This window comes from Aeromicrobium sp. P5_D10, assembly GCF_054049535.1.
On sequence record NZ_JBFUME010000006.1, the window covers coordinates 259,799 to 281,655 of the forward strand.

Annotated in this window: 22 protein-coding genes; 16 read left to right on the forward strand and 6 right to left on the reverse strand. The window is 64.6% G+C overall.

The window, feature by feature from the left end:
* Positions 1-40 precede the first annotated feature (40 nt).
* A complete protein-coding gene (locus ACXJKC_RS13805; protein ID WP_456697310.1) occupies positions 41-1,420 on the reverse strand; it encodes an aspartate aminotransferase family protein in 1,380 nt (459 codons plus the stop codon).
* A gap of 111 nt (positions 1,421-1,531) precedes the next feature.
* Between ACXJKC_RS13805 and ACXJKC_RS13810 the strand changes: the two genes are divergently transcribed.
* On the forward strand, positions 1,532-2,764 hold the full coding sequence (locus tag ACXJKC_RS13810; RefSeq protein WP_456697311.1) for a saccharopine dehydrogenase family protein: 1,233 nt from the start codon (positions 1,532-1,534) through the stop codon (positions 2,762-2,764).
* Here the strand turns inward: ACXJKC_RS13810 and ACXJKC_RS13815 are convergent.
* Complete coding sequence (locus tag ACXJKC_RS13815) at positions 2,751-3,581, reverse strand: class I SAM-dependent methyltransferase (RefSeq protein ID WP_456697312.1); 831 nt, start codon at positions 3,579-3,581, stop codon at positions 2,751-2,753. The genes ACXJKC_RS13810 and ACXJKC_RS13815 overlap by 14 nt on opposite strands.
* An 80-nt stretch (positions 3,582-3,661) precedes the next feature.
* Between ACXJKC_RS13815 and ACXJKC_RS13820 the strand changes: the two genes are divergently transcribed.
* Together ACXJKC_RS13820 and ACXJKC_RS13825 are read left to right on the forward strand one after the other, a co-directional pair.
* Positions 3,662-4,147: a hypothetical protein gene (locus ACXJKC_RS13820; protein ID WP_456697313.1), complete on the forward strand. Its 486-nt coding sequence runs from the start codon at positions 3,662-3,664 to the stop codon at positions 4,145-4,147.
* Positions 4,144-4,449 (forward strand): transcriptional regulator, encoded by a 306-nt coding sequence (locus ACXJKC_RS13825; protein WP_456697314.1) that lies wholly within the window; start codon positions 4,144-4,146, stop codon positions 4,447-4,449. The genes ACXJKC_RS13820 and ACXJKC_RS13825 overlap by 4 nt, the downstream gene beginning before the upstream one ends.
* On the opposite strand, the gene ACXJKC_RS13830 is transcribed toward ACXJKC_RS13825, so the two are convergent.
* Positions 4,446-5,099 (reverse strand): response regulator transcription factor, encoded by a 654-nt coding sequence (locus ACXJKC_RS13830; protein WP_456697315.1) that lies wholly within the window; start codon positions 5,097-5,099, stop codon positions 4,446-4,448. The genes ACXJKC_RS13825 and ACXJKC_RS13830 overlap by 4 nt on opposite strands.
* Complete coding sequence (locus ACXJKC_RS13835) at positions 5,096-6,253, reverse strand: sensor histidine kinase (protein WP_456697316.1); 1,158 nt, start codon at positions 6,251-6,253, stop codon at positions 5,096-5,098. The genes ACXJKC_RS13830 and ACXJKC_RS13835 overlap by 4 nt, the downstream gene beginning before the upstream one ends.
* A 132-nt stretch (positions 6,254-6,385) precedes the next feature.
* Here ACXJKC_RS13835 and ACXJKC_RS13840 point away from each other — a divergent pair, with 132 nt between their 5' ends.
* From ACXJKC_RS13840 to ACXJKC_RS13880, 9 genes are all read left to right on the forward strand, one after another.
* Positions 6,386-7,300, forward strand: coding sequence for an ABC transporter ATP-binding protein (locus ACXJKC_RS13840; RefSeq protein WP_456697317.1), 915 nt, complete (start codon positions 6,386-6,388; stop codon positions 7,298-7,300).
* Positions 7,297-8,082, forward strand: coding sequence for an ABC transporter permease (locus tag ACXJKC_RS13845; protein WP_456697318.1), 786 nt, complete (start codon positions 7,297-7,299; stop codon positions 8,080-8,082). Before ACXJKC_RS13840 ends, ACXJKC_RS13845 begins: the two co-directional genes overlap by 4 nt.
* A gap of 134 nt (positions 8,083-8,216) precedes the next feature.
* Positions 8,217-9,419: a 1-deoxy-D-xylulose-5-phosphate reductoisomerase gene (dxr, locus tag ACXJKC_RS13850; protein ID WP_456697319.1), complete on the forward strand. Its 1,203-nt coding sequence runs from the start codon at positions 8,217-8,219 to the stop codon at positions 9,417-9,419.
* The gene (locus tag ACXJKC_RS13855; protein ID WP_456697320.1) at positions 9,416-10,714 is read left to right on the forward strand and encodes a M50 family metallopeptidase; all 1,299 of its coding nucleotides are present in this window, start codon (positions 9,416-9,418) and stop codon (positions 10,712-10,714) included. Before dxr ends, ACXJKC_RS13855 begins: the two co-directional genes overlap by 4 nt.
* Complete coding sequence (gene ispG / locus ACXJKC_RS13860; RefSeq protein WP_456697321.1) at positions 10,711-11,856, forward strand: flavodoxin-dependent (E)-4-hydroxy-3-methylbut-2-enyl-diphosphate synthase; 1,146 nt, start codon at positions 10,711-10,713, stop codon at positions 11,854-11,856. The genes ACXJKC_RS13855 and ispG overlap by 4 nt, the downstream gene beginning before the upstream one ends.
* A gap of 90 nt (positions 11,857-11,946) precedes the next feature.
* Positions 11,947-12,789, forward strand: coding sequence for a GNAT family N-acetyltransferase (locus tag ACXJKC_RS13865; RefSeq protein ID WP_456697322.1), 843 nt, complete (start codon positions 11,947-11,949; stop codon positions 12,787-12,789).
* 29 nt (positions 12,790-12,818) lie between these two features.
* Entirely contained in the window at positions 12,819-13,916 is a 1,098-nt protein-coding gene (locus ACXJKC_RS13870; RefSeq protein ID WP_456697323.1) for a polysaccharide deacetylase family protein, read from the forward strand.
* Positions 13,913-14,275 carry a DoxX family protein gene (locus ACXJKC_RS13875; RefSeq protein WP_456697324.1) on the forward strand — a complete coding sequence of 121 codons (363 nt, stop codon included), beginning with the start codon at positions 13,913-13,915 and terminating at the stop codon, positions 14,273-14,275. The genes ACXJKC_RS13870 and ACXJKC_RS13875 overlap by 4 nt, the downstream gene beginning before the upstream one ends.
* Before the next feature lie 30 nt (positions 14,276-14,305).
* Positions 14,306-16,051: a proline--tRNA ligase gene (locus tag ACXJKC_RS13880; protein ID WP_456697325.1), complete on the forward strand. Its 1,746-nt coding sequence runs from the start codon at positions 14,306-14,308 to the stop codon at positions 16,049-16,051.
* Here the strand turns inward: ACXJKC_RS13880 and ACXJKC_RS13885 are convergent.
* Positions 16,048-16,449, reverse strand: coding sequence for a DUF4439 domain-containing protein (locus ACXJKC_RS13885; protein WP_456697326.1), 402 nt, complete (start codon positions 16,447-16,449; stop codon positions 16,048-16,050). The genes ACXJKC_RS13880 and ACXJKC_RS13885 overlap by 4 nt on opposite strands.
* Positions 16,446-16,916 carry a hypothetical protein gene (locus tag ACXJKC_RS13890; RefSeq protein ID WP_456697327.1) on the reverse strand — a complete coding sequence of 157 codons (471 nt, stop codon included), beginning with the start codon at positions 16,914-16,916 and terminating at the stop codon, positions 16,446-16,448. Before ACXJKC_RS13890 ends, ACXJKC_RS13885 begins: the two co-directional genes overlap by 4 nt.
* Positions 16,917-17,025: 109 nt before the next feature.
* Here ACXJKC_RS13890 and rimP point away from each other — a divergent pair, with 109 nt between their 5' ends.
* The 4 genes from rimP (at position 17,026) to infB (ending at position 21,824) form a co-directional block, all read left to right on the forward strand.
* Entirely contained in the window at positions 17,026-17,478 is a 453-nt protein-coding gene (gene rimP, locus ACXJKC_RS13895; protein WP_456697328.1) for a ribosome maturation factor RimP, read from the forward strand.
* Complete coding sequence (gene nusA / locus ACXJKC_RS13900) at positions 17,478-18,530, forward strand: transcription termination factor NusA (protein ID WP_456697329.1); 1,053 nt, start codon at positions 17,478-17,480, stop codon at positions 18,528-18,530. The genes rimP and nusA overlap by 1 nt, the downstream gene beginning before the upstream one ends.
* Positions 18,531-18,533: 3 nt before the next feature.
* The gene (locus tag ACXJKC_RS13905) at positions 18,534-18,839 is read left to right on the forward strand and encodes a YlxR family protein (RefSeq protein WP_456697330.1); all 306 of its coding nucleotides are present in this window, start codon (positions 18,534-18,536) and stop codon (positions 18,837-18,839) included.
* Between the two features lie 174 nt (positions 18,840-19,013).
* Complete coding sequence (gene infB, locus ACXJKC_RS13910) at positions 19,014-21,824, forward strand: translation initiation factor IF-2 (protein WP_456697331.1); 2,811 nt, start codon at positions 19,014-19,016, stop codon at positions 21,822-21,824.
* Positions 21,825-21,857 lie beyond the last annotated feature (33 nt).

Here is a 21,857-nt window from a genome sequence, read left to right on the forward strand (position 1 = left end):
GGCCCTTGATCGAGTTGATCAAGGGCCCTCGTGTCTGTGATCAGAGCAGGTTCTGGGCTTCGGTAAGGACGGAGCGCAGGATCTGCTCCATCTCGTCGAAATGGCTCTGATCGGCGATCAGCGGCGGGGACAGCTGGATGACCGGATCGCCGCGATCGTCGGCGCGGCAGTACAAGCCGTTGTCGAACAAGGCCTTCGACAAGAATCCGCGCAGCAGACGCTCCGACTCGTCGTCGTCGAAGGTCTCCTTGGTCGTCTTGTCCTTGACCAGCTCGATCCCGTAGAAGAAGCCGTCGCCACGCACGTCTCCGACGATGTCGAGGTCGAGCAGCTTCTCGAGCGTCCCACGGAATGCGCCTTCGTTGCGGCGCACATGGCCGTTGAGATCCTCACGTTCGAAGATGTCGAGGTTCGCCATTGCGACCGCCGCCGAGACCGGGTGGCCGCCGAATGTGTAGCCGTGCGCGAAGGAGTTGTTGCCCTCGAGGAACGGCTCCATGATCCTGTCGGAGGCGATCATCGCGCCCATCGGCGAATATCCGGACGTCAGCCCCTTGGCGCACGTGATGATGTCCGGCTGGTAGCCGAATTTGGTCGCGCCGAACATCTCACCGAGACGGCCGAATGCGCAGATGACTTCGTCGGAGACGAGGAGGACGTCGTGCCGGTCGCAGATCTCACGAACCCGCTGGAAGTATCCGGGCGGGGGCGGAAAGCAGCCGCCGGCGTTCTGCACGGGTTCCAAGAAGACGGCCGCGACGGTGTCGGGGCCCTCGGCGAGGATCGCTTCCTCGATCCGGTCGGCGGCCCACCGGCCGAAGTCCTCGAGGTTGTCGCCATGCTCGGGTGCTCGGTAGAAATTGGTGTTGGGCACGTGGACGGTCGACGGCACGAGCGGTTCGAACATCTGCTTCAGTGCCGGAATACCCGTGATCGACAAGGCCCCGTGCGGAGTGCCGTGATAGGCGATCTGGCGGCTGATGACCTTGGTCTTGAGCGGCTTGCCGGTCAGTTTGAAGTACTGCTTGGCCGCCTTCCAGGCTGTCTCGACAGCTTCGCCGCCCCCGGTCGTGAAGAACACCCGGTTGAGGTCTCCCGGCGCGTAGGACGCGATGCGTTCGGCCAGCATGATCGCATTGGGGTGAGCGAACGTCCAGATCGGGAAGAACGGCAGCTCCTTGGCCTGCTTGGCCGCTGCCTCGGCGAGCTCTTCGCGACCGTGGCCCGCCTGGACGACGAACAGCCCGGCAAGTCCGTCGAGGTACTTGCGGCCGTTCGAGTCCCAGATGTACATCCCATCGCCCTTGGTGATGATCGGGATGTCATGCGCATCGTCGTATGCGCCGTGCCGAGAGAAGTGCATCCACAGGTGGCGTTTGCCGGCCTTTTGGAGATGGTCGAAGTCGAGTTCGCTGCTCATGACACCAGTATCACGAATGATCCGATAGAAAGACAAGCGAATTCGTCGTCGGATCGAGTTTTGTCGATGGATTTCGTTGATCACCGGATCCGGATACGGTTGGATGAGAGCATGAAGATCCTCCTTGTGGGTGCCGGTGGCGTCGGTTCAGCGTTCTGTGCGATTGCGACCCGTCGCGACTTCTTCGAATCGGTGGTGGTCGCCGACTATGCCCTCGACCGGGCCCAACGGGCGGTCGAGTCGCTCGACGATCCGCGGTTCACGGCGGCCCGCGTCGATGCATCCGATGCGGCATCGATCGAACAGTTGGCCCGGCAGGTCGGCGCGACGCATGTCATGAACGCCGTCGACCCCCGTTTCGTCATGCCGATATTCGACGGAGCCTTCGCGGCGGGCGCGGACTATCTCGACATGGCGATGAGCTTGTCGAAGCCCCACCCCGAGCAGCCGTATTCACAGGCCGGGGTCAAGCTCGGCGATGAGCAGTTCGCCGTGGCGACCGAGTGGGAGGCGGCCGGCCGCTTGGCGCTTTGCGGGATGGGGGTCGAACCGGGACTCTCCGATGTCTTCGCCCGCTATGCCGCCGACCATTTGTTCAGCGAGATCGACGAACTCGGAACCCGTGACGGTGCGAATCTCACGGTGGACGGCTATGACTTCGCTCCGTCGTTCTCGATCTGGACCACGATCGAAGAGTGCCTCAACCCGCCGGTCATCTGGGCCGTGAATGACGAGGGACAGGGCCACTGGTTCACGACCGAACCGTTCAGCGAACCGGAGATCTTCGATTTCCCCGAGGGCATAGGTCCTGTCGAGTGCGTCAACGTCGAGCACGAGGAAGTGCTGTTGATGCCGCGGTGGGTCGACACCAAACGGGCGACATTCAAATACGGGCTCGGTAACGAGTTCATCGAGGTGCTGCGCACATTGCACAAGCTCGGCCTTGACTCCACCCAGAAGATCACCGTCGGCGGGGTCGAAGTCTCGCCTCGCGATGTTGTCGCGGCTTGCCTGCCCGATCCGGCAACGCTCGGCGACAAGATGCACGGCAAGACGTGTGCGGGGCTGTGGGTCACGGGCAAGGACAAGTCCGGGCAGCCGAGATCCACGTACCTGTATCACGTCGTCGACAATGACTGGTCGATGCGCGAATACGGCCATCAGTGCGTCGTCTGGCAGACCGCAGTCAATCCGGTCGTCGCATTGGAATTGCTGGCCGACGGCACCTGGTCAGGCTCAGGCGTGCTCGGCCCCGAGGCGTTCGACGCCGTCCCGTTCCTGGAGTTGTTGCGCGACGGCTACGGCTCCCCTTGGGGTCAGCGCGAGCAGACTATCGAGGCTTGACCGCCTGCAGCGTGTAGGTCATCGGAAGGCGCCCGGGGCGATCGATGAGTCGGTACTCGCCGTTCGGTAGCAGCTCGGTATAGCCCTCGAGAGCGTTCCACGGAGCGCTGTCGTGATCTTCGAGCCCTGTGATGGTCAAGCCTGCATCGAGCAATGCCGTGACGATCTCACCCATGCCGTGGTTCCATTCGTGCGACATCGTGTGCTCGAACTCGACGTCCGTGGCGACGTACGTGCCGGGCTCGTCCCAAGTGCTGGGTTCCTCGTGCTCGAAGTACGGGTGCTCGATCGTGATCAGCTTGTCGGGACGCGGATCGGCCAGGGAGAACAGCACAGGATGGCCTTCACGCAGGAACAAACGGCCACCCGGCGCCAGGAGACGTGCGACGACATCGGCCCAGCGGCGGATGTCAGGTAACCAGCCGAGAGCGCCGATTCCGGTGAACACCAGATCGAAGGCACCTCCGGGCAAAACCTCTGGTGCTGCGTACAGATCGGCCTCGACGAAGTCGATCTCGTGGCCCAGCTCGGCGGCGAGCCTGCGGCCTTCTGCCAGGGATGCTCCGCTGAAGTCGAGCCCGGTCATCCGGGCGCCGAGACGCGCGAGCGAGATCGTGTCGGTCCCGATATGGCATTGCAGGTGCACGCCGCGAAGTCCGTCGACCGAACCCAGCCGGGGCAGATCGAAACGGACCACGTCGGAGATGTACTCCGGATCGCTGCGGAACTCATCGAATCTGTAGTCGGGGGACTGCGCATGGGCAGCCGCCCGTTCGTTCCAGGCCGCGCGATTGATGTCTTGGTAGCTGTCAGTCACATCGACCAACCTAGGGCACAGGGGGTCGCCACTGGAGCGCCGTACTTGCCAAAATGGAAAGCAGGAAATAACTTTCCAATATGGAAACTTCGAAGCAGGTCGATGAGGGCGGCGAGATGGCCGCGCGGGATCTCGCATCGATCGACGAGGCGCGACGCGGTTTCGCAGGCAGTCTCGTGGTGCCGAAGTGGTATGACCTCACCTCCGGAACGGCTACCGGGCTGAACGTCGCCGCTGTTGGGCTGATATTCGGTGGATCCCCGGCGTGGCGGGTAATCCTGGGCGTCGCTCTGTTCGCCGCCGCGATGGCGGCGCTCGGTTGGTCGATGCGTCGTTTCCGTGACGCCAACGGCGCCTGGGTATCCGGTTCGCGGAAGGGTCGCACTTTTCGCACGTCTGCCGTCGGCGGCGGTGTGCAGATGATCCTCGGGTTCGCTGCGGCTATGGCTGCCGTCGCCGCAGGCTGGTGGTGGCTCGGGCTGATTTTGGCACCTGTACAGGTCATCGTTTTCGTACTCGTCAGCCGACGCTGGATGAGGATCTACCGCGAGGAGCATGGCGTTTGAGCGACCTCGATCCGGTGATCCATGCCCCGGCGCGGCTCCGTCTTTGCGCGATGCTCTCAGTGGTCGACGAAGCTCAGTTCGCGACACTGCGAGAGCGACTGGATGTGAGCGACTCGGTCCTGTCCAAGCACGTGTCGGCCCTCGCTGAGTCCCACTACGTTTCGGTGCGCAAAGGGTCCTTCGATGGACGCCGTGCGACGTGGCTCGCCCTGACTGCGAAGGGGCGCAAGGCCTTCTCATCACACGTCGCGGCGCTGCAGGCAGTGATCGACATGTCGACCGTAGCCGAGGCGGAGCGTTAGAGCAGGCCGGCCTCGTGCATCGTGATCGCGACCTGGACCCGGTTGGTGGCACCGAGCTTGGTGAACAGGTGCGAGATGTGCGCCTTGACGGTCGCCACGCTCATGTGGAGTTCTGCGGCGATTTCGGCGTTCGAGGACCCGCGCCCCACCGAGATGGCCACCTCGCGCTCACGGTCGGTCAGGCAGGCGATGCGATCGAGGGCGTGGTTGGCCTTGTTGTCCGGGGCCGCGTCGGTGACCTGGCGGATCAGCTGCTGGGTTATCGCCGGCGACAGCATGGGCTCACCGTCGGCGACCCGGACGATCGCATCGACGATGTCGGCCGGAGCGGTGTCCTTCAGCAAGAACCCGTTGGCGCCGGCCGCCAGGGCGCGCACGACGTACTCATCGGCGTCGAAGGTCGTCAGCACGATGACCTTCGGCGGGTTCGGCAGCGCGAGCACGGCTGTCGTGGCGGCGATCCCGTCGAGCACCGGCATGCGGATGTCCATTAGTACGATGTCGATTCCGCCGGCGCGCACCGCTTCGACGGCCTCCTTGCCATCGCCGACTTCGCCGACGATCTCCAGTGACGGCGAGCCTCCGAGGATCATCGTGAGCCCGGCGCGGACGAGCGGGTCGTCGTCGGCGAGCAGTACGCGAATCGTCATGTCGGCCACGGCAGCCACGCCTGGAGGACGAAGTCCTGGCGTGCGGAGATGTGGTGGGTCAGATGGCCGCCTGCCAGGACACTGCGCTCGCTCAGCCCGACGAGTCCTAGTCCTGACTCCGGCGCCTGGGAGTGCGTCGATCCGATCCGGAGCGGATTGCGCACCACGACTGTCAGCCCGGCGTCCGGGCTTCCGTTGAGCTCCACGGTCACCAGTGTGTCGGCTGCGTGTTTGCGGGCGTTGGTCAGGCCCTCTTGGATGACTCTGTAGGCGGTTCGACCGAGTGTCTCGGGAATCAGTTCCAGTTCGATGTTCTGACTGTCCTCGATCCGCATTCCCGACCTGCGGGCTTCGGCGAGCAGGTGCGGAAGGTCAACTGCTGACGGCTGGGGGAGTTCAGGAGCTGCGTCTCCGGGGCCGTCGCGCAGTATTCCCAGGACCTCTCGGAGCTCGACCATGGCCTCATGGGCGTTGTCCTGGATGATCTCGGCGGTTGCCCGCATCTGGTCGGCCGAAAGGTCTCTGCGATACGTCAGCGCGCCCGCGTGCATCGTCACGAGTGAGATTCGGTGCGCGAGGACATCGTGCATCTCGCGCGCGATTCTCGAGCGTTCCGCGGTTCTGGCCTGAGTGACTCGCGACGCCTGCTCGGCTTCTGCCGTCTCGGCGCGGTCGCGCAATGTGGCCAGCAGCTCGCGTCGCGAGCCGATGTACATGCCCCACCCCACCGTCACCGCGAGGAACGACAAGAGGAAAGGAACCGTGAACGTCCAAGGTTCTTCGCCGACGGGATCGAGGAACATGAACACCATGCCGGCCACGAACGTCAGCAGTCCCACCGGAATGATGTGCCGCCACCGGCGATGCGTGGCCAATGACACGAGGGCCAGGGCACCGGGGCCACCGGCCGAGGCCGAAACGGCTGTCAGGGAGTTGGTGATGACAGCAACCGTGACCGGGTAGCGGCGGCGCAACGGCAAAAGGCAAAACGCCGCGACCCCTAGCGCGAAGTCGCTCCAGAACCAGAGCTTCCGGTTGTCCCATTGCCAGTCGGCGAGCTGACTCCACGCCGCTACCGAGATGCCGAGCACCAAGGCGTATCGCCAGACGTGACTCCACCATTTCAGCTCGGGCTGGTAGGTCACTGGGGGCACGTCTACAAGGCTAGGGGTGCCGGGCCCGCACTACGACCGCCCATCGTCTGCGGCGTTGTCATACTTTTGGCTATTCAACTACGGCCCCATGGCGGATGACACTTGTCGGTGGAGTACGCCAGAGTAAGGGTCATGATCACAGTTGACCGACTCACCAGGACCTATGGTGGCTTCCGGGCAGTGGACGATGTCTCGTTCGAATGCCGCCCCGGTGCCGTCACTGGCTTTCTCGGCCCGAACGGTGCGGGCAAGTCCACCACGATGCGTATCATCGCCGGTTTGACCCCAGCTTCGTCCGGCACCGCACTCGTCAGCGGCGTCAAATACGCCGACATCCCCAATCCCGGCACCCAGATCGGCGTCCTGCTGGATGCCTCTGCTCAGCACGCCGGCCGAACCGGACGCGAGATCCTCACGATCAGCGCCATCACGATGGGCCTGCCGATGTCGCGGGTCGACGAGATGCTCAAGCTCGTCAGCCTCACTCCGGCCGAGTCCAAGCGCCGGGTCAAGAACTACTCGCTCGGCATGCGCCAGCGTCTCGGTATCGCCAACGCTTTGATGGGCGATCCCAAGATCCTGATGCTCGATGAGCCCGCCAACGGCCTCGACCCGGCCGGTATCCACTGGATGCGCGGACTGCTTCGCGAGTACGCCAACCGTGGCGGCACCGTGTTGCTGTCGTCGCACCTGTTGCACGAGATCGAAGTCATCGCCGACGAGATCATCGTGATCGGCAACGGCAAGATCGTCGCCGAAGGTACCAAGGCAGAGCTTCTCCAGACAGCCGGAACGTTCGTCAAGGCAGGTGACGCCTCGGCTCTTGCCAATGCGCTCACCAGCGCCGGCATCTCCGCCGGTCCTTCGGGCGACGGTGGCATGCGCACCGAAGCCGATCCCGCAACGGTCGGCAAGGCCGCGGCCGCTGCTGGCGTCGCACTCATCGAGTTGCGTCCGGCCGACGGCGCCGGGCTTGAGGAGATGTTCCTCCAGCTGACGGCCAACACCCAGCGTGAAGCCATCACTCCCGAAGGAGCCACCTCATGAGCACCGCAGTAGCAAGTGTCGACACGAGCCGTCCAGGGGTACCCATGGGCCGGCTGGTCAAGGTCGAGCTCCGCAAGATGTTCAACACCCGGTCCGGCTTCTGGCTCATGGCGAGTATCGGCATCATCGCCTTGCTCGCGACCATCGGGTGCATCCTGTTCATCGATGGTGAAGACCTGAGTTACGAGGTCTTCGGCTCCGCTGTCGGATTCCCGATGGCCATTTTGTTGCCGATCGTCGCAATCTTGTCGGTGACGAGTGAGTGGAGTCAGCGCACTGGTCTGATCACGTTCACCCTGGCACCGCATCGTGGCAGCGTCATCGGCGCCAAAGCCATCGCGGCGATCTTCATCGGCGTCGTCAGCATGATTCTGGCCTTCGCGATCGGAGCCATCGGCAATATTGTCGGGTCATCGATTGTCGGTGCCGACATCGTGTGGGACTTCAAGATCACCGACATGCTTTTGATCATCCTGGCCAATGTGCTGGGTCTGATGATCGGTTTCATGTTGGGCGTGCTGATTCGCAATTCCGCCGGCGCGATCGTCGCGTACTTCGTCTACTCGTTCGTGGTCCCGTCGATCTTCGGCGTCTTGGCTGCGACGCAGGACTGGTTCGAGAAGATCCAGGCCTGGGTCGACTTCAACTTCGCTCAGTCGCGGTTGTTCGATTCGCCGGTCACCGGCGAGGAATGGGCCCAGATCGGCGTCTCGGGGATCATCTGGATGGTCATCCCGTTGACGCTCGGAGTCCTCGCGGTCATGAAGTCCGAGGTCAAGTAAAGACTTCCGGGTCACGGAGACGGCGACAGGACATCGCGGAATCCGTGGCCCGGAGACAGACGGCGGCGACTCGTACCAGGGGCGAGTCGCCGTTGTCGTTCACCGCCCTGATGGGCGGGTGCGAGAATGGCGGCATGCGTAAGCGTGTCGCCATTCTCGGCTCGACCGGCTCCATCGGAACCCAGGCCCTCGAGGTCATCGCCGCCAACCCCGAACGGTTCGAGGTCGTCGCCCTTGCCGCTGGTGGGGGCAGTCCGCGGCTGCTGGCAGAACAGGCGATTGCGTTCAACGTCCCGCTGGTCGCCGTGGCACGGGGGAGCGCTGCAGAGGACGTGCAATTGGCGCTCTACGCCGAGGCACAACGGCACGGCTACGCCCAAGGAGATCACCGGGTGCCACGGCTCTTAGCCGGCCCGGACGCGGCGGTCGAGGTTGCTCGCACGCCGTGCGATGTCGTGCTCAACGGGATGACCGGGGCCGTCGGATTGCTACCGACCCTCGCAGCGCTCGAAACCGGCACGACTTTGGCGCTGGCCAACAAGGAGTCGCTCATCATCGGCGGTGAGCTCGTCACGGGTGCCGCCAAGCCCGGCCAGCTGGTGCCGGTCGATTCCGAGCATTCGGCTCTCGCGCAGGCGATGCGCGGTGAACGTCCAAGCGATGTGCGCCGGCTCATCGTGACGGCCAGCGGCGGCCCGTTCCGCGGGCGTACCCGGGCTGAATTGGCCGACGTCACGCCCGAGCAGGCCGCCGCCCATCCCACCTGGGACATGGGTCCGGTCATCACGATCAACTCCGCGACCTTGGTCAATAAAGGGCTGGAGGTCATCGAGGCCAATCTGCTGTTCGACATCGGATTCGATCGGATCGACGTCGTGGTGCACCCGACATCGGTCGTGCATTCGATGATCGAGTTCGTCGACGGGGCCACGATGGTGCAGGCCTCGCCGCCCGATATGAAGCTGCCGATCGCGCTGGGGCTCGCCTGGCCCGAGCGGGTGCCCGATGCAGCCGCCGGCTGTGACTGGACGCAGCCGGCGAGCTGGGACTTCTTCCCGCTTGACGACGTTGCGTTCCCGGCGGTTTCGTTGGCTCGGAAGGCAGGCGCCTTCGGACGTACCGGCCCGGCGGTGTTCAACGCGGCCAATGAGGTCTGCGTCGACGCGTTCGTCAACGGGAACTTGGACTTCCTGGGCATCGTTGACACCGTGGGCGTCGTTCTCGACCAGCATCTGTCTGATCCGGACGTCGCCCGCCAGGAGATGACCCTCGACGGCGTGCTCGGCGCTGACACCTGGGCCCGAGACCGAGCGGCGGAGCTGGTGGACAAAAGATGAACGCCTTGATCTACACGTTGGGCGTCGTGATCTTCGTGATCGGCGTGGTGGTGTCGATTGCGCTGCACGAGGTGGGGCATATGTATCCCGCCAAGAAGTTCGGCATCAAGGTCACGCAGTACTTCGTCGGATTCGGCAATACGATCTGGTCGACCAAACGCGGCGAGACCGAATACGGCTTCAAGTCGATCCCGCTCGGCGGGTACGTCAAGCTTGTTGGGATGCTGCCGCCGGCCAAAGGTGCCGATCCGCACGCCGTGCGCAAGAGCAACACCGGCATGTTCACCCAACTGATCTCGGATGCCCGTGACGCGGAGTACGAGCATGTCGAGGACAAGGACCTGGACCGGCTGTTCTATCGCAAGCCGTGGTGGCAAAAGCTCATCGTCATGGCGGGTGGTCCGATGGTCAACGTGGTCATCGCGATCTTCTTGTTCGCGGTGGTGTTCATGGGCTTCGGCGCGATGACCCCCACGACGACAGTCCAGCAGGTCTCGGACTGCGCGATCACCGATGCGGAGGCAGGACGCACCTGCACGCCAGATGATCCGGAGACGCCGGCCAGCAAGGCCGGGCTCAAGCCCGGAGACCGAATCACGTCGTTCAACGGTGTCGAGATCGCGTCGTGGGATTCCCTCACCCGCAAGATCCGCGCGAACGGTTCACAAGAGGCGACGATCGAGTTCGTCCGCGACGGTCAGACAAAACGCGCCACGGTCGCGACCTCGGTGCTCGCCCGGACAGACCTGGACGATCCCGACAAGACCGTCGACGTCGGATTCCTCGGTGTGTCACCGACACAGCAGATGGAGCGTCAGGGGCCGGGCTACGTCGCCGACGTCATGGGCGACTACGTCGTCGGCACGGCCAAGGCGATCTGGCATCTGCCGGCTCGCATGGTCGACGTCACGAAGGCTGCATTCGGTGCCGAACGTCAGGCGGATGGGCCGATCAGCGTGGTGGGCGCGAGCCGGGTCGCGGGGGAGTCGTTCACGATCGACGATCCGAGCTGGTCGGAGCGGGCGCAGCGCGTCATCATCTTGCTGGCCGGCCTCAACCTATTCCTCGCGATGTTCAACTTCATTCCATTGCTCCCGCTGGACGGCGGCCATATCGCCGGTGCGCTGTGGGAGGCGGTTCGCCGCGGAATCGCCAAGCTGCGCGGAAAGCCCGACCCTGGCTACGTCGACGTGGCCAAGATGCTGCCAGTCGCCTACGGCGTGGGTGCCCTCCTTATGCTGATGAGTGTGATCTTGATTTACGCCGACATCGTCAACCCTGTGAGCCTCTCATGACTGATCTCGGCCTCCCGGCCATGCCGCCGCCGGTGCTCACCCCGCGGCGCAAAACCCGCAAGATCAAGGTTGGCAGCGTCGACGTCGGCGGTGACGCCCCTATCTCGGTGCAGTCGATGACAACGACGTTGACGTCGGACGTCAACACGACCTTGCAGCAGATCGCCGAACTCACGGCTGCCGGCTGCGATATTGTCCGGGTCGCCTGCCCGAGCCAGGACGATGCCGACGCGCTTCCCGAGATCGCTCAGCACTCGCAGATCCCGGTCATCGCCGACATTCACTTCCAGCCCAAGTACGTGTTCGCGGCGATCGACGCCGGTTGTGCGGCGGTACGGGTCAATCCCGGCAATATCCGCAAATTCGACGATCAGGTCGGCGCGATCGCCCGTGCGGCCAAGGACGCCGGTGTGTCGATCCGGATCGGCGTCAACGCCGGTTCGCTCGACAAGCGGATCTACGACAAGTACGGCAAGGCGACGCCCGAGGCGCTTGTGGAGTCGGCCGTCTGGGAAGCGTCGTTGTTCGAGGAACATGATTTCCACGACTTCAAGATCTCGGTCAAGCACAACGACCCGGTTGTCATGGTGCAGGCCTACGAGATGCTCTCCGAGAGGGGCGATTGGCCCTTGCACCTCGGCGTGACCGAGGCCGGTCCGGCGTTCCAGGGGACCATCAAGAGCGCTGTCGCCTTCGGCTCGCTGCTCAGCAGGGGTATCGGCGACACGATCCGCGTCTCACTGTCGGCGCCGCCTGTCGAAGAGGTCAAAGTGGGTCTGCAGATCCTGCAGTCGTTGAACCTGCGCGAACGCAAGCTCGAGATCGTCTCCTGCCCGTCGTGCGGTCGCGCGCAGGTCGACGTCTACACCTTGGCCGAGCAGGTCACCGCAGGTCTCGACGGGCTCGAGGTCCCGCTCCGCGTCGCGGTAATGGGCTGTGTCGTCAACGGACCCGGTGAGGCGCGCGAGGCCGATCTCGGCGTCGCGTCGGGCAATGGCAAGGGACAGATCTTCGTCAAGGGCGAGGTCATCAAGACCGTGCCCGAGTCCAAGATCGTCGAGACCCTGATCGAGGAGGCCATGCGCCTCGCCGAAGACATGGAGCCGGTCGAGGGTGGGGCGGCAGAAGTCAGCGTCAGCTGATCGGCCCGGCTTCAGGTGCGAGCCGGGTCTCTCGGCGACCTCGACCGGACACCCACGTAGTGTGTAGCCAACTTCAGTGGGGGAGGCCCAGTGCTCAAGACGACGAATCAGCTCCGTCCGCTGTCACCCGATGACCTGCCCGAGCTGCACGCTCTGCTCGATCGGGATCCTCTTGTGAACCTATTCGTGCGCAATCGGGTCGACGCGACCAAATTGCAGACCAGGTGGCTGGGTGGCCAGATCCTGGGCTACTTCGAAGACGGCGCACTTGTTTCGGCCTGCCATGCGGGCAACAACATCGTCCCGGTGCAGGCGAACCGTCGATCGATCCCGGCCTTCGTCGAACAGTTGATCGCCGATCGGGTGCGTCCATCCTCGATCGTGGGCCCTCGGGACTCGGTGCTGCCGATGTGGAACCTGCTGGAGCCGCAGTGGGGACCGGCGCGCTCTCCACGTCTCGACCAGCCGTTCATGGTCATGGAAACCGATAGCCGGGTGACCCCTGACCCGAGGGTCCGGCCCGTACTGATGGACGAATTCGACACGTTGTATCCCGCATGTGTCGCGATGTTCACCGAGGAAGTCGGCGTCGACCCCGAAGCTGGAAATCGCAGCGGCTACCGGGCCCGGGTCGCTCAGCTCATCACCCAGGGCTGGTCGTTCGCGATCATCGAGAACGACCAGGTCATCTTCAAGACCGAGGTCGGCTCGGCCACGCAGTACGGCTGTCAGCTCCAGGGGGTCTACGTGCATCCGGACCTGCGCGGCCGGGGGATCGCGGTTCCGGCCATCGCGGCAGTCGTACGCCTGGTGCGTCAGAGCATCGCGCCGATCGTCACGTTGTACGTCAATGACCACAACACCGCGGCTCGCCGTGCGTACGAGCGGGTGGGATTTCGCCATACGACGACGTTTGCCTCAATCCTGCTCTGATCAGGATCTGGACCCCCTACACTTCTTGCGTGCTCCGCCGTTGCCTGTCTGCGCTCATGTCGGCGATGTTGCTGGCGACCGGTGTGACGATCGGATTGACTACTGCGCCGGCCGGCGCGGCAGAACTGATCGCGCCTGACACCAAGTGCCGCAGTGGCAAAGTCGCGATGACATTCGACGACGGCCCGCACAAGGTCAACACGCCGCGGCTGCTCAAGCTACTGCGCAAACACCGCGCCCAGTCGACGTTCTTCGTCACGGGAATCAACGCCACACGTCACCCTCGGCTGTTGCGTGAGATGGTGCGTGACGGCCATGCCGTCGAGGTGCATTCGTGGGACCACCCCAAGCTCACGTCGAGGCCGAATCGCAGCGTCAAACGGCAGCTCTACCTCACCAAGCGCGCCATCCGCCGGGCGATCGGCATCAATCCGCGGTTCTACCGGCCGCCGTACGGCGCCACGGACCGCCGAGTACGGAAGATCGCCAAGCGGTACAACCTTCGGGAAGTGATGTGGACGATCGACACGAACGACTGGCGTGGTGGATCGAGCAAGCAGATCAGGAAGAGCGCGTTGCGGGGATTGCGCAAGCATCGCGAGAACGTCATCTTGATGCACGATGCTGTCGGCAACTCGCCGCAGACGATCAAAGCCGTCCCGGGCATCGTCAAGGGTCTGCGCAAGAAGGGCTATTGCCTCGTCCCGCTCGAGGCGATGATGCCGCTCGGGTCCGTGAGCGGCAAGTCTCAGACGTTCGTCGAGGGACCGGAAGCCTCCAAGGTGGTGCGGGTCAAGTTCCGGCTTGACGGTCCCGCGCAACGCAATGGCTCGTTCCGGGTCCGGTCGGCCGACGCATCTGCCCACGCGGGGGTCGACTACCAGCGGATAGATCGAATCGTCAGGGTGCGGCGGGGCGATCGGTCGTTGAGTATCGGCCTGCGCGTCTTCGGCGACTCGATGCCCGACGTCGACAAGCGTCTGAGACTCCGTCTGGATCGAGCTCGAAGCCTGCAGATAGCGACCGCCGAGGTGACGGTCACGATCCAGGACGACGGCGCGTGGCGTCAGGCCGTCGGCGAATTGATCGCGCCGATACTCGGCGGACCGTCTAGGGTCCAGTCATGAACCGTGACATCAAGTTCCTGGCCGGCCTGTTCGTCGGGGCGGGGGTGCTGCATTTCGCCCGTCCCGAACCGTTCGAGAAGATCGTGCCGAAGCCGCTGCCGTACAAGAAGGAGCTCGTGTACGCCTCAGGCCTCGTCGAGATCGCGGCAGGGGCCATGCTGCTCAACCCGCGGACTCGGCGCCTGGGGGGCCTGACCGCGGCGGGACTGCTGGCAGCGGTGTTCCCGGCGAATGTGCAGATGGCCGCGGACGGAGTGCGCAGCAAGCGGGCGCCGTCTTGGTACAAGGCCGGTGTCGTCGCGCGACTTCCCTTGCAAGCACCGATGATCCGCATTGCCCTGAAGGCCGCCAAGTCATAGGCCGCATCTCAGCCCGATAGGCTCGGGCCCATGCGTATGTCCCGGCTCTTCCTCCGCACCCTCCGTGACGATCCTGCCGATGCCGAGGTGCCGAGCCACAAGCTCCTGGTACGTGCCGGCTATGTCCGACGGGTTGCTCCTGGCATCTACTCCTGGCTCCCGTTGGGGCTGAAGGTGCTGGCCAAGGTGGAGCGGATCGTTCGCGAAGAGATGGAAGAGATCGGTTCGCAGGAGGTACGTTTTCCTGCGCTGCTGCCGCGTGACCCCTATGAGGCCTCCGGCCGGTGGGAGGAGTACGGACCTCTTTTGTTCCGGCTCAAGGATCGCAAGGGCAATGACATGCTGCTCGGCCCGACGCACGAGGAGCTCTTCACCCTCGTGGTCAAGGACCTCTACTCGTCCTACAAGGACCTGCCGCTGAGCCTGTTCCAGATCCAGACGAAGTATCGCGACGAAGCACGCCCGCGCGCCGGCATCCTGCGAGGCCGCGAGTTCATCATGAAGGACTCGTACTCGTTCGACATCGACGACGCCGGGCTGGAGGCGTCTTACCAGGCGCACCGCGAGGCGTACGTGCGAATCTTCGATCGGCTCGGTTTTGAGTACGTCGTCGTGCGCGCAACCTCAGGTGCGATGGGCGGTTCGGCCAGCGAGGAGTTCCTGGCCGTCTCCGAGACGGGTGAGGACACGTTCGTGCGGTCGCCTGCCGGGTATGCCGCCAATGTCGAAGCCGTGACGACTGTCGTGCCTGATTCGATTCCGTTCGACGGGCTGCCCGCAGCCCACGCTGAGCAGACGCCCGACACTCCGACGATCGAAACCCTCGTCGATCACCTCAACGAGGCCTTCGCCCGCGACGACCGCCCGTGGCAGGCGTCTGACACGCTGAAGAACGTCCTGGTGATCCTTCGCCATCCCGACGGTACCCGCGAGCCCCTGGCGATCGGTCTGCCCGGCGATCGGGAGGTCGACGCGAAACGCCTCGAGGCGCAGGTCTCGCCGGCCGAGATCGAAGCCTTCGAGGAGAAGGACTTCGCTGCACATCCCGGCCTGGTCAAGGGCTACATCGGACCCGCAGCGCTGGGCGCCGAGAGCGAGACCGGAATCCGTTATCTCGTCGACCCCCGCGTGGTGGACGGTACGAGCTGGGTGACTGGTGCCAACATCAAGGGCTCACACGTCATCGATCTCGTCGCGGGTCGTGACTTCACCGCCGACGGCACGATCGAAGCTGCTGAGGTGCGGGCGGGTGATCCTGCGCCTGATGGTTCTGGTCCGCTCGAATTGGCTCGCGGTATCGAGATGGGACATATCTTCCAGCTCGGTCGCAAGTACGCTGAAGCGCTCGACCTCAAGGTGCTCGACGAGAACGGCAAACTCGTCACGGTCACGATGGGCTCATACGGTGTGGGCGTCTCGCGCGCTGTGGCGGCGGTGGCCGAGTATGCGCATGACGAGGCAGGACTCGTATGGCCTAAGGAATTGGCGCCGTTCGACATCCACCTGATCGTCGCGGGCAAGGACGAGACCATTGTTGCCGGTGCGGAGCAGGTCTACGCGGATCTGACGGGTGAGGGCTTCGACGTCCTGTTCGACGACCGCCTTGGCAAGGTCTCACCCGGCGTGAAGTTCAAGGATGCTGAGCTGATCGGCGTCCCGACTATCGTCGTGGTCGGTAAGGGTCTCGTCGACGGCAATGTCGAAGTGAAGGACCGTGCAACAGGCGAAAGAGAAGACGTCGCGCTGGCTGATTTGATGTCGTACCTCCGCAGCTAGGGGAGGCCAGGGAAGGCTTTCGGGGACGCACCCCAGGTCTGCTCTGCCAGGGCAGCCTTTTTCAGGTTCTTGACGGCGGACGTTCGCAGGTCTGAGGTGGCTTCGCCGGCCAACTGCAGGCAGGCTGCGCAGATTCGGGCCTCGACGGCCTGAGCGGCCTTCCTGGCTTGGTTTTCGTTCGTGAGCGGACCGGTCTCGTACGACAACTCAGTCGAGACGGGATCGACTCCCAGCAGCTGTAGTCGTCCCAGCAGCGCGTCGCGGGTATCGCGGTGCATTTCGAACGAGCGGGTGGCCCGCGGACGCAAATCTGCGAACCGGGCGCCGATCACGGGGTAGAGCCACACCGCCTCGTGCTCCACAGCGAGCCAGCCGTTCAGGGCATCTGCTGCACTCATAGCGAAGCCGCCTTCCTGGCGCACTGGGCGAGACCGGCCGACATCGATGCGAGCACCCGCACGAGTTCGGGGGAGAAGGCCTCACCGGCCGCGCGAGCTCGGTCCTTGGACGCCCCGTCCAGCATCGCCACCAGGGCCGATGTTGACCTCGGCACACTCGCGAGATCGGTGGTTGCGGTGTTGCCGCCGACCGCAGTGAGCTGTTCCTGACAAATCGCGGCGATCGGCGCGAGGCCGAGCGATGGATCTTCCTCGTGCATGATGGCAACCGTGGCTGTCACGACAGCCTGGTCTTTCGAGGCTGCTCGCACGATCTCGTCATCGCGCGGGTCCGGTTCGGGCTTGGGTTCGAGGCCGACCAGACGCGCTGCGTCGTCGAGGCGGTGAGTGATCTGTGCCGCACCGAGTACGGCTGCGCCCCCTGCAACAACGGCACCTGTTCCGAGCAGGACGCGACGGGTCATCATGGTGGCAGGTTAGCCTCTCGAAGTTCGGTAGGGTGGTCCGGATACTTCACTCGGTGCTGAGCACCGATCCCCATGAGATGCGCCCACAACAGAAGACGGAGGACGAGCCATGACAGAAAGTCTGGAGGCCCTCGTCGAGGCCACCGTGACGGCGCTCGGCTTCGATCTTGAAGCACTTGAGCTCACGCCGGCCGGAAACAAACGAGTCCTGCTCATCGCTCTGGATCGAGATGGCGGTGTGGGCATCGACCACATGACCGATGCGACCCGCGCCCTCTCGGAGGTGCTCGACTCGTCCGACGTCATGGGTGAGCAGCCCTACACGCTCGAGGTCACGTCGCGCGGCGTGGACCGACCGCTGACCTTGCCGCGTCACTGGCGCCGGAACGAAGGACGCCTCGTGCGCCTGCGACTGACCGACGACGACGCATCCGTCGACGGCCGCATCGGTGCCAGCGACGACAGCGGCGTCGACATCGTCGGACGGACGACGACGCGATACACGTACGACCAGATCAACTCAGCGCTCGTGCAAATCGAGCTCAACAGGAAGGACGCCTGATGGACATCGACATGGCCGCACTGCGCGCCCTCGAGCACGAGAAGGACATCCCGTTCGAGGTGGTCTGCGAGGCCATCGAGACTGCCCTGCTCTCGGCCTATCACAAGACCGGAAGCTCCCACCCGCACGCGCGGGTCGAGCTCGACCGCAAGACCGGCCACATCACGGTGTGGGCCAAGGAACGCCTGGAGACCCCGCCTGCGCCCGAACCCGAGCCGGATGCGGCATCAGAGGAGGGCGAGGAGCCCGTTCGGGTCGCTCCGTCGTTCAGCGAGGAATTCGACGACACCCCCGATGACTTCGGACGGTTCGCCGCGACGATCGCGCGTCAGCTCATCATGCAGCGGATCCGCGACGCCGAAGACGAATCCAAGTACGGCGAATTCTCAGGGAAAGTCGGCGATATCGTCTCCGGCGTCATCCAGCAGGGTCGCAATCCTTCCGACGTCATGCTCGACATCGGTCGCCTCGAAGCCGTGTTGACGGGCACCGAGCGCGTCCCAGAAGAGAAGTACGCCCACGGTGAGCGTCTCAAGGCATATGTCTACGAGGTCGAGAAAGGCATGCGCGGCCCACGGGTCAAGGTCTCGCGTACCCACCCCAACCTGGTCAAGCTGCTGTTCGCGCTCGAGGCACCCGAGATCGCCGACGGATCGGTCGAGATCGTGGCGATCGCCCGCGAAGCCGGCCACCGCACCAAGATCGCTGTGCGGGCCAACCAGTCGGGGATCAACGCCAAGGGCGCCTGCATCGGGCCGATGGGATCGCGCGTGCGCAATGTGATGCACGAACTACACGGCGAGAAAATCGATATCGTCGACTACTCGGACGATCCGGCCAGGTTCATCGCGCATGCGCTGTCGCCCTCACAGGTTAAGAGCGTCACGATCGTCGACGAGGCGACTCGCTCGGCTCGGGTCGTGGTGCCTGATTTCCAGCTCTCGCTGGCGATCGGCAAGGAGGGCCAGAATGCCCGTCTCGCAGCAAAACTGACCGGCTGGCGTATCGACATCCGCTCCGACACCGAGGCGCCCCGTACCGAAGGCCAATGACCAATGGCGCAATCGGTTCGGCAAACGGGTAGACTGTCCAAGGTTGTTCGTACCTGCATCGGTTGTAGGCAGCGTGCGGACAAGGCCACTCTGGTGAGAATCGTGGCAGTGCGGGAACAGGCGGCAACTGTCGTCACACCCGATCTGGACGGAACGTTACCGGGGCGAGGGGCGCACCTGCACCCCACGAACCGGTGCCTTGAACTGGCGACACGCCGTAAGGCGTTCGGCCGGGCACTTCGAACCGAGGGGCCGCTTGACCTGAGCGCGCTGGTCGACAGCATCGCCCAGCAAGACCCGCAAGATTGATCACGATGGAGCGCAAACCCTGTGCTCCAAGACCCAAGAAATCGGAGCAACACTCATGACTATGCATGTGAGTTCTGCGCGATGAGTACTGCGCGATGAGTACTGCGCAATGAGTACGTTCGTCAACTAGTGGTCTGATCCTCCTTCGGGGTCGGACCCCCCTGAAGGAGAAAAGTGGCTGTAAGAGTCCACGAGCTCGCCAAAGAGTTCGGTGTCGAAAGCAAAGTCGTCCTCAACACCCTGAAAGACATGGGTGAGTACGTGAAGTCGGCTTCTTCGACCGTAGAAGCCCCCGTCGTCCGTCGCCTCAACGAGGTGCACGGCGAAGCGCTGCGCGCCCAGGGCGCCAAGAAGTCCGGCAACAAGGCCGCCGCGCCAGCACCTACCCCGTCCGCACCCGCGTCGGCAGCACCTGCTGCCCCGGCGCCGGCTGCTCCCGCAACGGACGCTGCCGCTCAGGCCAAGCCGGCCCGTACCCCCGGCCCGGTTCCGGGTCCTCGTAAGGCACCTGAGCCCACCCCGGCACCGGCGCCAGAGGCTCCCGCAGCTGCGGCCGCTCCGGCACCCGCTGCACCAGCACCGGCAGCTCCTGCCGCTCCGGCTGCAGCAGCCCCCAAGCCCGGTGGCCCGACTCCGGGACCTCGCCCCGGCCCCAAGGCTCCGGCCCCCAAGGCTCCCGGTGCACGTCCCGGCAACAACCCGTTCTCGTCGAAGCAGGGCATGCAGAGCAGCGCTCCGCGTCCCCCCGCAGCACGTGAAGGCGGCGCCGCCCCGGCCGCGCCGAGTGGAATGCCCCGTCCGAACCCGGCCATGATGCCGCGTCAGTCCGGTCTCGCCGGTCCGACCGCTCGTAACGGTCGCCCCGGTGGCGCACCCGGTCGTCCCGGCGGTGCCGGTGGCGGCGGTCGTCCCGGTGGCGGCGGTGGCGGTGGCTTCGCCGGTCGCCCCGGCGGCGGTGGCGCACCCGGTGGCGGTGGCGCTCCCGGTCGTCCCGGTGGCGGCGGCTTCAGCGGACCCCCGCGTACTGGTGGCCCCGCAGGTCGCAACACGCGTGGCGGAACCCAGGGTGCGTTCGGTCGCGCCGGTGGACCCGTGCGTCGTGGACGCAAGAGCAAGCGCGCGAAGCGTCAGGAATTCGACCAGATGCAGGCGCCCGCCATCGGCGGCGTCCGCGTCCGCAAGGGCAATGGCGAGCTGGTTCGTCTGACCCGCGGATCCTCGCTGGCTGACTTCGCCGACAAGATCGGCGCAGACTCTGCGTCACTCGTGGAGGTGCTCTTTCACCTCGGTGAGATCGTCACGGCCACCCAGTCGGCCAATGACGAGACCCTGTTGCTGCTGGGCGAAGAGCTCAACTACAACGTCGAGGTCATCTCGCCCGAGGACGAGGACCGAGAGCTGCTCGAGTCGTTCGACATCGAGTTCGGTGAGGACGAGGGCAACGAGGAAGATCTCGCCCCCCGCCCGCCGGTCGTCACGGTCATGGGTCACGTCGACCACGGCAAGACCAAGCTCCTCGACGCACTGCGCAGCAGCAACGTCGTCGACAAGGAAGCCGGCGGCATCACGCAGACCATCGGTGCTTACCAGGTCGCGACGGAGGTCGACGGCAACGAGCGTCGCATCACCTTGATCGATACTCCGGGTCACGAGGCGTTCACCGCCATGCGTGCCCGTGGTGCGCAGGCGACCGACATCGCGATCCTCGTGGTCGCAGCTGACGACGGTGTCATGCCGCAGACGGTCGAGGCGCTCAACCACGCCAAGGCCGCCGGCGTCCCGATCGTCGTCGCGGTCAACAAGATCGACAAGCCCGACGCCGATCCGACCAAGGCCCGTGGCCAGCTCACCGAGTACGGTCTCGTGCCCGAGGAGTACGGCGGAGACACGATGTTCGTCGACGTGTCGGCCAAGGCCGGCACCGGGCTCGACGCGCTGCTCGAGGCCATCATCCTCACGGCTGATGCTTCGCTCGACCTGCGCGCCAACCCCGACCAGAACGCCGAGGGTCTCGTCATCGAGGCGCACCTCGACCGTGGTCGCGGTCCGGTCGCCACTGTCCTCGTGCACCGTGGAACGCTCAAGGTCGGCGACTCTCTTGTCGCCGGTCCGGCGTTCGGTCGCGTTCGCGCGATGCTCGACGAGCACGGCAACAACATCGAAGAGGCGACTCCGTCACGTCCGGCCTTGGTGCTGGGTCTGACGGCGGTGCCCGGCGCCGGTGACAACTTCATGGTTGTCGCAGACGACCGTCTGGCTCGCCAGATCGCCGAGAAGCGTGAGGCCCGTGAGCGCAACGCTCTGCTGGCTCAGCGCAGCGGCCGCCGCACCCTCGAAGACTTCATGTCCTCGATGGAGAAGGGCGAGACCGACGAGCTGCTCCTCATCCTCAAGGGTGATGGTTCCGGTTCGGTCGAGGCGCTCGAAGACGCACTGGCCCAGATCGATGTCGGCGACGAGGTTGCTCTGCGCGTCATCGACCGCGGTGTCGGTGCGATCACCGAGACCAACGTCATGCTGGCTGCGGCGTCCAACGCCGTGATCATCGGCTTCAACGTCCGCCCGCAGGGCAAGGCGACGGAGCTGGCCGACCGCGAAGGTGTCGAGATCAAGTACTACTCGATCATCTACAACGCGATCGAAGAGATCGAGGCATCGCTCAAGGGTCTGCTCAAGCCGGAGTTCGAAGAGGCGCAACTCGGTACCGCCGAGATCCGCGATATCTTCCGCTCCAGCAAGATCGGCAACATCGCCGGTTGCATGGTCACCAGCGGCACGATCAAGCGCAATGCCAAGGCACGTCTGTTGCGCGATGGTTCTGTCATCGCCGACAACCTCGACTTCTCGAGCTTGCGACGTGAGAAGGACGATGTGTCCGAGGTCCGCGAAGGCTTCGAGTGCGGTCTCGTGCTCAAGGGCTTCAACGACATCAAGCTCGGCGACGTCGTTGAGACGTTCGAACTCCGCGAAAAGAAGCGGGACTAGTCACACCGGGACGTCATCTCGTACGTGGCCTCA